Origin of the sequence: Streptomyces sp. 8L, assembly GCF_020176795.1 — a bacterium.
Classification (GTDB): domain Bacteria; phylum Actinomycetota; class Actinomycetes; order Streptomycetales; family Streptomycetaceae; genus Streptomyces.
The window spans coordinates 1-12158 of the sequence record NZ_JAIUKE010000393.1 but is presented as its reverse complement, the minus strand read 5'-3'; the positions used below and the strand labels follow the sequence as shown (position 1 = coordinate 12158).

Genomic DNA, 12158 nt, shown 5'->3' with positions numbered 1-12158 from the left:
CCAGCGCCGAGAGTCCTGAAAACACCACTGCAACAAGGGAGTTGACATCTCGCATACAACATCAACGACGCCTGTCACCTGCCGTCACCACCGACTACGGAACAGAGCCAAAAGAGCGGTGTAACTGGGGTGGTTGAGGGTTACTGGCGTGCTGCGGAGAGGCGGCCGTCGAAGGTGATATCGAAGGCGTTCAGGGCGGTCTTCCAGCGCATGGTCCAGCGGGCCTGGCCCTTGCCGGTTGGGTCCAGCGACATGATCGCCATGTAGACGCACTTCAAGGCGGCCTGCTCGTTCGGGAAGTGCCCGCGAGCCTTGACCGTCCGCCGAATCCGGGCGTTCACCGACTCGATTGCGTTCGTCGTGCAGACGATGCGGCGGATCTCGGTGTCGAACCGGAGGAACGGAGTGAAATCCTCCCAGGCGTTCTCCCAGAGCCGGACGATCGCCGGATACTTCTTGCCCCACGCGTCGGCGAACTCCGCGAACCGCTCGAGTGCGGCTTCCTCGGTCGCCGCGGTATAGACGGGCTTGAGGAGCTTGGCGATCTTGTCCCAGTCCTGGCGGGCGGCATAGCGGAAGGAGGTCCGCAGCAGGTGGACCACACAGGTCTGGACAGTGGTGCGGGGCCAGACGGTCTCCACCGCGTCGGGAAGCCCCTTCAGCCCGTCGCATACCAGCATGAGGACGTCGTCCTCGCTCCGGCCGTCCAAGAGGGCCGCCCTGAATGCGCGGAGCCGCTGCAACAGCTCGTCCACGACCAGCGCGACACTGTCCGTGCGGAATTCACTGGTACTCATGCCCGGCCTTTCTAATAGTCGATTTCAGCGGATTCGACGTCGGTGAATTCCACGTGGAGACCGCTCGCGCGGCGGCCTCCGTCCTGGAAATACATGTCTCGCAGGCCCTCGGCAATGACGGCTTGCAGCTGGTCTTCCGTCGCTCCGGCACGGTGCGCGTCGAACAGCCGGGCCGCGTAGGTGGGCGGAAGCGCCTGAGTGATCCAGCGCTGCCGCGGGTCGTCGCTGGTGCCGATCGGGGCGCTGTAGCCGAAGCGGGCGCGGGTGGTGACGACGATGCCGGTCGACGTCGCGGCCTGCTGGCGGGCGCGGGCCGCGACCCGCGGCTGCCACCGCCGGCGGACCTCGCCGGCGAGCCGGTCGGCCAGTTCGGGGCGGGGCCGGCGGATCTGGTCGCGCACGTAGCGCTCGACCGTGCGCTGGGAGATGCCCAGCAGCTGCGCGACCGCGCGCGTGCCGCCGGCCTGGCGCACGAGGAAGCGCATCTGCGCACCGGCCGACTTCGGGATCGGCCGGGTCGCGGTGCGTGCGGCGGCCGCGTCGAGGCTGTCGCGGATGATGCCCACGAGCGGGGCTCCCTTCGAGGAATCCGAGCATGATCGCCTGTACGGGCCGTAGCGGGCCGATCTCCGCCCCGGATGGGAAAGGGGCTCCGGGGCGGGTGATCGTCCGCGTACGGGGCGCACAGCCTGTTTCCTGGCTGTGCTGTGAGGGGTGTAGGTTCTCGCCGCTCGTGGCACAGGCCGTGCCCGTCGACCTGCGGTTCTTCACCTGTCTCAGGTCGATGGCACAGCCGCCCAGTCTCACGAGCCGTGGCATTTCCTACGGCCTCGGCCGACTCGCCGAACCTGGCGAGCCGTTGAACTGCGGTTTCTCCGTTCGATGCCGCGTTCGATGCCAAGATCGTGAGATTGTGCCGCGAGATTTGAGACCCCACAAGGGGTGATCAGCTCTGCGCCATGTCTACGAAGCGGCTGTAGTGCAGTTGCGCGGCAACGGTGAGAGTGGCCTTCGGTCCGAAGCGGTTCTTCTCGATCACGAGGTCGACCTCGCCGGCGCGCGATGATTCGGGATCGTCCGCGTCGGGGCGCTCGACCTTGATGACGACGGATGCGTCGTTCTTGATGGCGCGGGATTCGCGCATCATGCCGTCGTCGTTGAGCTGGGACAGGGCGATGACGTGGCAATCCAACTCGACGGTGAGGTTTTTGAGGCCGCGTGAGACGGCGGCGACGGCCTGTTCGCGGGTGCTGTTGTGGGTGTGCTCGACTTCGACGAGCTGGAGGTAGTCCACGACCAGGACGTCCAGGCCGTCGCTGCGCACGCAGGAGCGGGCCGCGGACTCGATGTCGCGCAGGCTGGCGCTGTCGGGCCGGTAGACCCGCAGCGGGAGCGTCCTGAACAGCTCACGCCCGAGGCGTTCGACTTCCTTCCAACCCTCCGGGCCCAGGCCGCCTTGGCGGGTGAGGTGGTGCATGGCGAGCGAGCCCTCGGCAGCGACGATCTTGTGCATCAGCTCCGTGCTGCTCATCTCCAGCGATGAGAACAGCACCTTCGCCCCGGCCTTGGCAGCCGCCACGGCCGCGTTCAGGGCCAGCGTGGATTTGCCCACGCCGGACTGGGCGGCGATGACGGTGACGTTGGCGGGCCACATCCCGGACGTGACCGCGTCCAGGTCGGGAAGGCCGTAGGTCAGGCCTGTCTCGCGGCCGGTTTGGATGTCTTCGAGTTCGGCGACGTAGTCGAGGTAGAAGTCGTCCACGAGCGGCGGGGTGGCATGCAGGCCGGGCGTGCCAGCGGCGATGTCGGTGAGCTGCTGCTCGACCAGGCCGCGCACGTCGGCCTCATCGCCTTCCTCGCTGTAGGCGTACTGCAAGATCCGCTGGGCCGACTCGATCGCCGCACGCCGGTACGCCTTGGCCCGCACGATCTCCGCGTAGTGGGGGCCGTTTGCGTTCGTGGGCACTGCCTGGACGCAGGTGTGCAGGTAGGAGGCGCCGCCGACCATGGCCAGCTCACCGCGCTTGGCGAGCTCGGCCGTGACCGTTACCGGGTCGATGGCCTCCTGGCCGGTGGCGCGCAGATGGCAGATGGCGCGGTGGATCGTCGTGTGGGCGGGCCGGTAGTACTCCTCAGCGACGATCCCGGTCTCCAGGGTCTCCTCGAAGTACCACTTCGAGGCGCCGGTGCTGCTCATGAGGGTACCGAGCACGGCCTGCTCGGCTTCCAAGCTCTGCGGTGGTGTGCGCAGAAACCCGACGGCCGGCGCGAGCTCGCGCTCATCGGCGTCCGCGGCGGGGGAGTGGGCGGAGCGGTCCTGGGTGCTGGACACTGGAGGTCTCCTGTTCGGTGCATCGGGCAGGGGCACGGGGCGGACCGTTAACGGCGGTCCGCCCTGACTTTGTGTGTCAGGCCATGACGCACAGCACGCAACGGTTGCCCGCGCGGTACTGCGGGTGCTTGGCGCACCGGTCCTCCGAGCTGCTGGAAGACGCCGCCGCGGCCACAGCCGCGTAGCGCGGCAGGTTCGGAATCCGGTCCGTGGCCAGCAGCCGGTACGGGTTACCGACCCGGTGCGCGTTCTTCGACAGCTGCCGCGTCAGCAGCGCCCGGTCCACCTCGTGGATGCCGGGCCAGCCCTGCTCACCCATGACTGACAGGAGCTTCGGCGCCAGCTTGAACGCATTGGGCCTGCCCTGGGTCCATGGATCCGGCAGCAACTGCAGAACATCGGCGGCGGCCCGCAGGTCTTCCTCGGCATAGCCGGCCCCCTCCTCCTCCCCCCTCGGTGACGGCACCGACCTGTTGCCAGAGATGTCAGTGAGGGGGAGGGGGGAGGAGGTAGTTACCTCCTCCGGGGGGTGTGGGGGGGGAGCGACCCGTGTGTTGAATTTCGCATCGTCGGCCTGACCTGCGCATACGTTGGATTCCGACGTGTTGCAAACCGCACTGTCGGCTGCCGACGTGTTGGATTTCGCATCGTCGACCTGACGTGCGCATACGTTGGAATACGACCTGTCGGAAGGGTGGGACGCCACCTCATCTGTTGGATTTCGCACCATCGGCCTGACCTGCGACGCGGCAGCCGTGCCCGACTCGACGTACTCGGGGTTGTTCGCAGGGTTGCGGTAGACGGCGAACGCCCATGATGGGCGCCTCGTCCCGGGGTCGTAGCCCGCTTGGCGGTGGCTCACATGTCCGGCCTTCTTCAGCCGTGCCATCACGCCACGCAGCCGGGAAGCGCCCATCTTCCAGCCGGAGGCCTGGAACTCTTCAGCCAAGGCCAGAACACCCGCCGGCTTGCCGGGATCGCGCAGAAGCAGCCTGATCAGGACTCCGTAGTCCTCCGGCTGGAGGACCGGGTCATAGGCGAGTGCGTACGGAACCACCACCTCCTCGGGGGGCTCCCACGCCCGCTGGATGGTCGAGGACGTGAACTCCGCGGCGGACATCTTCACAGGGCCCCCTCGGATGCCGTCGCCAGGCTGCGGGAGGCAGCAGCCGAGATCCCGAGTGGCGGGTAACTACGAGGGTCGTGCGGGCGGTGCATAAGGATCTATCTCCCCTGTTAGGGGAGCCGTGGCCGGACGTGTGACCTGAGGGGTACACAGAGCAATACTGGTCTCCGGCGGGGCGGGACCCGTATCCTGGGTGCAGGTGACCCATACAGACCGCGAGGTCTGCGGGCATCACCCCGGCGAGGTCACCTCACCGGACACGACTCGAGCTTTGGTAGGCCGTGCGAGTCGATTGCTGAGAGACGGCCCCGTTGTGGCGACGGGGCCGTTCGGCGTTTCTATGGCGGCACAGGTACATCCTCTGCTAAGTCGGTTCGTCGTCGGGCCGGCTGGGGCCCGCCGTGGTGCAATGGGGCGCGTGACCTGCGTCAGGTGTCACTCAAGTGGGTGACATAGGCGACAGTGGCATCGTCTGAGCGCTTGAACCGCGGCCAGCGGGCGCCCACGGGGTCGGCCAGTTCGGCCTCGCGGGTCCTAGCAATGAGCGCGGCGGGGCCCTCAGTGCGTAGGAACTCCAGGAGGCCAGCCCAGTCGAGAGCACCGAACGCCTCAACGAGCCGGCTGGCCCCATCGGTGAGCAAGGCGGCCTGCTGGACGCGTGAGAGCGGCAGGGAACCAACGATCGCTTCGTCTGCAGCATTCGGGTCAGTAGCGGCTACCCAGTAGCCGTCAGGCTTGTTACGAAGGCGCCGCTGGACGGCAACGAGTTTTGATACCCGCGCAGCATGCTCGGGCGTGCCGGTCGGGCCTTGGAGCGCCAACCGCATCTCGTTCGCGGCGACCTCCTCCACACGCTTATCCACGATCGAGCTGATGCCGTCATCCCCTAGGTCAAGTACTAGGACATTGTCGGACAGAACGAGGTAGTCGAGAGTGCTGCTGCGTTCGCGGATCATGACGACTGTCGAAGCGGGGACAGCGTCCTGGTCCAACTTGCAGGTGTCGCGGTGTAGATCGTTGACTCCCGAGATCGAACTCCTGAGAGCCTCACGCAGCGAGACATTGTGATCGCCGATCAGGTTGAGCAGTCGGGTGCCGAGTTGGCGTACGAACCACGGAGTGCCGTGCAGGCACCCCATAGGGAGATCTTCAGGGGCGGACAGGCCATCCAGCACGACCACTCCGGTGGGGCTGACATGAACCGCATCCTCATTGGCGGCACCCACGCCCCGAGTCGATGCGATGGATACTTGCATGTCAGGCCCCTTCTGGGCGGTAGAACGGAGTGATGCGTTCGCTTTCCGTGATCTCCAGGTTCTGCGAGTCGAACCGGCTGGCGATAAGGGTGGAGAAGCGCTTCGCCTTGAGCTCGCGATGCACGTTAGCCAGCTCCTTATTGAGCCAGTGGATCACGCCGCCCGACCCTCGAGCATGGATGCCTGCGATGTAGAGAAAGGTCCCTTGACCATCTGGCCGAGGAAGACGGCCAAAATATGCGATGTCGCCATTATCGCCACGACCCATGGGGGACCGGTACACCTGCCCCGTGGTCCGATCGACGAGGTGCCACCCATCCTGATCCTTGTCGAACCGCAGGTGAGGATCACCCTCGAGGATCTGCTCGATCAGCGGGGAGAGCCGGGGACCGCAGATGACAACAAGATTGTTCCGATTCAGGCGGACATTCCCGCCCAGTGGAATGCGCTCGAAGGAGGCTTCAAGGCCGACCTCCTCTGCAAGCTCGCGAAGATGCTCATAGGTCTGGACGTCTTCGGTCGCGATGACCGGGCCCTGCACGCGCTTGTCGCGCCCGTCTTGCAGCTTGCCGTCTTCCAGCTTCTCCGCAAGCGCCACGACGATCTTTCCCGAGCCGAGGAACAACCGCTCAGGTGGGGCCCCCTTGGCGAGTTGGCTCACTCGACCCTTGCTGATGCCGAGCTCGGAGGCCAGCTGTGTGCTGTTGAGCCGGCCCACGCGCAACGTCTCGTTCATGGCTTCGTTGCGGACCGCCTGGAACTCGTTGCCGTAGTCCTGGACTTCGCCGACGAGCGCATGCGCGGCTCTTGCCCGCTCCAAGGGGTCGGACAGCTCCTTCAACTGAGACAAGGCGACGTCAAAAGCCGCGTCGAACGGCTCCCTCAGCGCTGTCAGAGCCGTATCGCTCTGCTCCATGCGGGCCTCCCTTCCTTCATGGGCTCCTGTTTACCTCATTAAATACCATGGGTTCAAGGTGGTTGACGCACGTCGTGACGAGCCCTATGGTTTCGGTAGTCGAAAGGTTTAGGGCGCTAAATCATTCGGTTGTGTTCGCTATATCTGCACGTCAGCGCCCAAACGCCTGGTAGTCGTTCGCCCCCCGGGGCGGCCGGGGTCGAGAGCTTCATCATGCCGATCGCCGCACCGAGCCCGAGCGGCTCGCGGCCGTCGCGCCGTACGACGGCAGTGCGGCGCTTGGGCTTCTTTGTCTGGGTGGCGCCGTTCTTCTTCGCCGCCTCCCGGGCCGCGATGAGGGCCTGGCGGGCGAGGTCGACGCCGCTCAGCTCGCCGGTCACGCGATCACCGCCCCGGAGGTGTCGCCGTCCAGCGGACGCGCGGCAAGGCCGGGCAGCCGCTCGGTCCACGACGCGGGCCTCTCGGTCCGGGCCACGGCCCGCTCGCGCAGCTGCTCCAGCCGCGCCGCCAGCAGGTACTCGGCTACGCGCTCCCGGGCCGAGTCGGCGGCCTTCGTCGCGGCGGCGACCGCGTCCGCGCCGGACGGGTTGTGCCGGAACCACGGGCGGCCCTGCTCCGCGCGGTACGCCCGCCGGGCTTCGGCTTCGGCCTCCACGGTGCGGCTCAGCATCGCCAGGGCGGTGTCCTGGTACTCGCCGACGGCCTGCTGCGCGCTCTGGAACGCGGTGAACGCGTAGGCGTCCGCGGCCGCCTGCGGATCGGCCTCCAGGGCGGCCGCGTCGGTGATCTGGAGGAACTCCTGCCAGGTGGCGGCGGTGCTGTCGCCGATGGCCGTGCGGGCCCCGGCGACGGCGGCCGCGATGCTGGCCGGGTCGCTCAGGTCGGCGGACCCGGCGGCCGCCAGGAGGCCGGCCTCCCCGATCAGGGCCTCGGTCTGATGGCGGTGGTCGCACGCCTCGCACAGCCCGGCCGCCCGGCCGCGCCCGCAGTCCTCGCACGCCAGCGCCTGGCGGACCGCGTCGGCGGCGGCCGCGGCCTGCCGTTCGCGTTCGGCCTGCTCAGCGGCTGCCGCACGGGCCGCCTCGCGCCGGGACCGCTCCGCGCGGGCCTGCTCCTGGCGCCACGCGAGGTCCTCCGCCTCGACAGCAGTGTGCTCGCGCAGCCGCTCCTCGAGGACGCGGCGACGCTCGTCGTCGGCCAGGCCGGGTTGCTCCCGGTCGATGTCCGCGCCGATCCGGGCACGCCAGGCACGGCGCAGGTGGAGGACGTTGCCGCAGTTCTCGCAGTCCTCGCCCGTGTCGAGCAGGACCCCGTCGTCGCACTTGCGGTGCGAGCAGGCCCGGCGCTGGGGTAGGCCCCGGCGGATCAGCCACGGGAACGGCTTGTCGACCATTGCCTCGCCGCCGGTCTCCTGAAGGCGGTCGGTCAGCCGGTCGGCCAGCAGCCGCGGCGCACCCTCCGGCGCCACACCCAGGCCCGCCAGCTGCGCGAGCTCCGCCTTGGCGGCTGCTTCCACCTGGTCCTGCTGCCAGCCGGACAGGCGCTCCCACAGCCACGAGACCGGCCCCAGAGCTACCCGCAGACGAAGATCAGCCGGGAGGCCCACCCGTCTCTGCTGCTGCGCTTTTTCCCACCCCGCGGCCTTCGGTCGGCTACCGGCACCAGTCCCGGCATCGCGCTGCTTCACCCGCTCATCGACCGGGGAATCCTTCGGCTTTTCCCCGCGGAGCGGGCCGCCATCCTCGTGCACGCTCGCGCGGTCCGGCAGATCACCGGACCCACCACGGCCTTCGCCGGAAAAGCCACCAGAGAGAGCGGGGGCAAGGACCGGAGTAACCAGGTGAGGGTGGTCAGTGTGAAGGGTTGCCGCAACGTCGGGCTCTGCAACTTCCGTCACATCCGTCACCGACACGCCGCTGACCTGGGCTTCCGTCGCCGCTTCCGGCGTCTCACCAGGCCCTGCCGCACCGTCGGGGTCTGAAAACTCGGGCTCCAGGCCCTCCGCACGGTCCTCCTGGACGCCGTCGGCGACCGTACGACCGTGCGCGGCGGCGACCGCCGGCACCATCAGCCGCGACCGGTTCCGCATGCCCGAGCCCGTCTTCAGACGCACCCGCAGCACCAACTCCCGGTCCTCCAGGCGCTCCAGCACCCGCTCCCCTGCCGACGCCGAGCAGCCCAGCAGCCGGGCCACCGTCGCCGCCGCCCGACCGCGCTTGCTGTCCACCGTCCCACCGCACTGCCGCACCCGCCCGGTCTCCCGCGCCTCCAGCACCAGCAGCAACAGCGCCAGCCGGTCCGTCGCCGCACCCCGACCGGTACGCGTACCGATCAGCCCGGCCGGAGTGACCCGGCCGTCCCGGTGCGTCCAGCCCGGCGCCATCACGGCCTCCACGAGCCGCTGAAGCACCGCGAACTCCTTCTTCGCCAGCGCCAGCGGATGACCGATCAAGCCGGACGCGTCCCACAGCGGCAAAACCTTGCACTTCAGGCCGACGTCCTGGCCGTAGTCGCCCTCCGCGGTGTCCACGTCGACCACGCCCGAGCGGCGCAGCCCCGGCACCACCTCGGAGGCCACGTACGACGCGGACAGCCCGAGCCACCGGCCCAACTCCGGGGTGCGGATCTCCACCACACCGGTCTCCGACGGCGTCCGCGACGCCAGCACCAGCACCGCCAGACGCACCGCGTCGGACGCACCGTCCAGGCCGGGCACGTCTAGCAGCACGCGCGCCGCGCCACCCAGACGGGCGCGGGCGTCCCGACCGAGCGACAGCGGATGACCCGCCGCCCGCTCCGGGACCGGTCCGGCAGGGACGGACCGCAGCCGACGACGCGACGCCCCGCCGGCGAACTCCGTACGCGGGTGGGGGAGCACAGCGGTCGACGCCGCCACGGCGCTCATCGGCCCCCCACCACGACAGAGCGATGCACGGACACGAGCGGGCAGGCGCGAACGATCATCGCGACAGCCTCGGGGAATCCCCCTGTGGACAGAGACCGGAGATCAGCGGCAGTCCTGTGGACCACGAGAGCGGACCGGCGAACGCCGTTCGACGGCGCGGCAGGCACCGCGGCTCCGCTCAGAAAACCCACCCCGAAAGCGCCGCAGTTGTAGCTTCCTACCGGAAGATCCACTTCCTGTACAAAAATCTCAGAAAGGGAGAAGCCGGGCGCGAAGTCCGTCACACGGGACGATCGCTCGACGTGAACCGGTGTGAAACGGACAGGGTCGAGCTGACAGGGGGACACCAGATCGGGCACTATGAAGAGACCAGCTTCCATATGCGTGGACCGACCAAGCCCCTCGGGGCTGGCCTGCCCGTTCGTGTGGAGGTATGCGCCCCCTCCGTGAGGAGCGGGCGTCGGACGAAGAACCAGAGGCGGCCTCCTGTCTTCCTTGAAGTGATTCGGACGGGTGCTCTATTGGCCCTGCCAGGGGCTTCTGGAGCGTGCGGCCGCCCCCTGCCAGAGGGGCGACTGCGGCACCGCTCGGTCCTTGCGGACCGGTGCGGGGCACTGCCGACGTGCGGTGTTGCTACATATGAAGAACTAGCTCAGTGAGCTGGAGCCTGGAACCGGGGCCAACCGGGACCAGGCAGCCGACCTGATGTGTGAGTGGTCGGCGCTGACGGGCCGCGCGGGGCCGGAGTGGATTACCAGTCCACTCTTTTGGCACGCGCGGCCGATGACCTAGGTCATCCCGACCCCCTCGATGCCGAAGGCGGAGTCGGCGAGCCCGAAAAGGGGAGGCATCGCGGAGTCATCCCTCATTGGACGCCTCCTCGATGGCGGCGTCCGGGTATTTTTCCGCCAGCTTCCGAAGCAGGTGCGCGTAGGCGCGGCGGTTCTCCCGGTGAGGCTGGGTGGCCCCAGCCTCCCAGCGTGCGATCGCCAGACGCTTGACCCCGATGGCTTCAGCGACTTCGGTCTGCGTGAGGCCGGCGGCGAGCCGGAGCCGCTGCCGCACCTTGAGTGTGGGGAGGGTGTCTTCCTCCACCAGGGCGTCAATTCGCCTCAGCGGATCAGGCATCGGAACCTCCACCGTAGGCAATGATTCCTGAAAAGATACATGATTGGGACGATCTTCGGTATCGAGAACGAGCGTGTTGCCGCATGAGATACCGACCGCCCCCGCCCGACTCCCCGCCTCTTGCCGATGACTGTTCCGCCACGCGGGAAGCGCACCCCGATCCTGACCCGGGACGAGGGCCGGTTGACGGGTCACTGGCCGCCTCGCAGTTCGCGGAGGTGGGCGACAAAAGCCTGGGCCTCGGAGGCGTGGGCGTACTGGGACTGGAGCGCTTGTCCGAGGTCGGCGGACACCATCGCCAGTGACGGCAACGAGCGCCGGCCACCGGTTAGCGCTCGCTCGCCGAAGGCCAGCGCCGAGTCCAGATCGCCCTCGCGGGCCGCGACCACGCCCAGCGTGACCCGGGCCTCCGCGATCCGCATGGGCGACCGCTCCGTCCCGTCGAAGTCCGTTCCCGCCCGGATCACTTCGCGGGCCAGCTCCGGCAGGCATGTACGCGTACTCGCAGCACAGCCTGTCTGCGGTGATTCGCAGGGCGTCCAGGGTGGCCACGTCGACGTCTGAGGCGCGCAGCCGGGCGATGATGTCGACGGTGTCCATGCCGCTGACCTGCAAAATCTCGGCTCGCCCGTCACGACGCCCCCGCTCGGGGAAGAAGGCACCGGTCGTCGTGTTGAAGACAGCAGCGATGGCCGACTGGTACTTCGTCGGCTGGGCGTCACCGCGCTCCCACCTCTTCCACTGACGCAACATGTCCTGCTTGCTGACCTCATGGTCCTCGGGGAGTCGGACCATCAGCCGATCCACCGCGTCGGCCTGCGACCAGTCGCGTGCCGCGCGCTCTTCGACCATGCGCCGTGCCCAGTCGGGACGCTCATCCATTGCGGTTTCCCTTCCCCGTACGGTCCAGCGGCGCAGCCTGCGCCTCGCCAAGGTGATGCCCGAGGAGCGGAAGCTGGCCCTTCCGCGGCCGAGCATGGCACGGCCCCTTGATCGCGCGGAGGTGACAAGTGGCGGTGACATTCGGGATGTCACCACCGGTCGTCACTTTGCGCAGCGTCTCAAGAGGCGCACGGTGTGTGCCGTTCACACGAGTCGATCCACGTCCCACGGGGAGGCGAACGGCGCATGCTGAGGTCCGTACAGCGGCCGCGAAAGAGGAGTGCAGCGAGTTCCTCACGGCTCCTCCTTCACAGTGCTTTCGGGGCTCGGGGTCAGGCGGTCGTGTCGTCGCTGGCCGCGCGACGGGCTTGGACCACGTACGCGTACGCCGCTCCAAGGTGGCCGTATGCCGTGGCGGAGTCTGCCGGGACCGCCACGGTTGCCGACTCCGCGGCCCTGCGCAGCTGCTGCGCTACGGCGGAGGGCATGGTCGGAGCTTCCGCAAACTCGCGCAGGCTCCGCGCGACTTCGGAGAGGCGTGCCTCGGTGGGAACGCCCGTCGGACCGTCCGGGCCCGAGAGCATGGGGACCCAGCCGGTCGTCGCGGCGACGGCACTGCGGATCTCGTCCACCAACTCGGGGGCGCTGAGCCGCTTCTCGGTGCTCATGTGGGGATCGGTCTCCAGAGACTCAAAGGTGTCAACGAGGTGGGGGGGGGGGGGGGGGGGGGGGGGGGCGGGGGGCCGGGGGGCGGGGGGGGCGGCGCGGGGGGGGCGGGGCGCCCGCCCCCCCCCCCCCCGCGCGCGGGGGGGCGCG

The 12158-nt window shown here is 68.6% G+C and carries 11 protein-coding genes and 1 pseudogene; 1 reads left to right on the top strand and 11 read right to left on the bottom strand.

From position 1 onward, the window contains the following. Positions 1 to 140: 140 nt before the first annotated feature. From LCE31_RS28160 to LCE31_RS28115, 10 genes and pseudogenes are all read right to left on the bottom strand, one after another. Positions 141 to 701: pseudogene (locus LCE31_RS28160) on the bottom strand (IS256 family transposase); the annotation flags it as partial. Positions 702 to 808: 107 nt separating this feature from the next. Beyond that, complete coding sequence (tpg, locus tag LCE31_RS28155; protein ID WP_225019100.1) at positions 809 to 1363, bottom strand: telomere-protecting terminal protein Tpg; 555 nt, start codon at positions 1361 to 1363, stop codon at positions 809 to 811. A 380-nt stretch (positions 1364 to 1743) separates the two neighbouring features. After that, positions 1744 to 3129, bottom strand: a complete 1386-nt coding sequence (locus LCE31_RS28150; RefSeq protein ID WP_225019099.1) for a replicative DNA helicase — start codon at positions 3127 to 3129, stop codon at positions 1744 to 1746. Between the two features lie 76 nt (positions 3130 to 3205). After that, positions 3206 to 4249 carry a hypothetical protein gene (locus tag LCE31_RS28145; protein WP_225019102.1) on the bottom strand — a complete coding sequence of 348 codons (1044 nt, stop codon included), beginning with the start codon at positions 4247 to 4249 and terminating at the stop codon, positions 3206 to 3208. Positions 4250 to 4683: 434 nt separating this feature from the next. Continuing rightward, positions 4684 to 5511 (bottom strand): hypothetical protein, encoded by an 828-nt coding sequence (locus LCE31_RS28140; protein ID WP_225019097.1) that lies wholly within the window; start codon positions 5509 to 5511, stop codon positions 4684 to 4686. Between the two features lies 1 nt (position 5512). After that, complete coding sequence (locus LCE31_RS28135; protein ID WP_225019095.1) at positions 5513 to 6427, bottom strand: sigma-70 family RNA polymerase sigma factor; 915 nt, start codon at positions 6425 to 6427, stop codon at positions 5513 to 5515. 116 nt (positions 6428 to 6543) lie between these two features. Continuing rightward, the gene (locus LCE31_RS28130; protein ID WP_225019093.1) at positions 6544 to 6807 is read right to left on the bottom strand and encodes a hypothetical protein; all 264 of its coding nucleotides are present in this window, start codon (positions 6805 to 6807) and stop codon (positions 6544 to 6546) included. Continuing rightward, positions 6804 to 9155, bottom strand: coding sequence for a hypothetical protein (locus LCE31_RS28125; protein ID WP_225019091.1), 2352 nt, complete (start codon positions 9153 to 9155; stop codon positions 6804 to 6806). Before LCE31_RS28125 ends, LCE31_RS28130 begins: the two co-directional genes overlap by 4 nt. Before the next feature lie 1035 nt (positions 9156 to 10190). Beyond that, entirely contained in the window at positions 10191 to 10460 is a 270-nt protein-coding gene (locus LCE31_RS28120; protein ID WP_225019089.1) for a helix-turn-helix transcriptional regulator, read from the bottom strand. 191 nt (positions 10461 to 10651) lie between these two features. Next, the gene (locus tag LCE31_RS28115; RefSeq protein WP_225019087.1) at positions 10652 to 10882 is read right to left on the bottom strand and encodes a hypothetical protein; all 231 of its coding nucleotides are present in this window, start codon (positions 10880 to 10882) and stop codon (positions 10652 to 10654) included. A 122-nt stretch (positions 10883 to 11004) separates the two neighbouring features. Between LCE31_RS28115 and LCE31_RS28110 the strand changes: the two genes are divergently transcribed. Further along, positions 11005 to 11205 carry a hypothetical protein gene (locus LCE31_RS28110; RefSeq protein ID WP_225019085.1) on the top strand — a complete coding sequence of 67 codons (201 nt, stop codon included), beginning with the start codon at positions 11005 to 11007 and terminating at the stop codon, positions 11203 to 11205. A gap of 469 nt (positions 11206 to 11674) precedes the next feature. Here the strand turns inward: LCE31_RS28110 and LCE31_RS28105 are convergent, their stop codons facing one another. Then, positions 11675 to 12010 carry a hypothetical protein gene (locus LCE31_RS28105; RefSeq protein ID WP_225019083.1) on the bottom strand — a complete coding sequence of 112 codons (336 nt, stop codon included), beginning with the start codon at positions 12008 to 12010 and terminating at the stop codon, positions 11675 to 11677. Between the last annotated feature and the right edge of the window lie 148 nt (positions 12011 to 12158).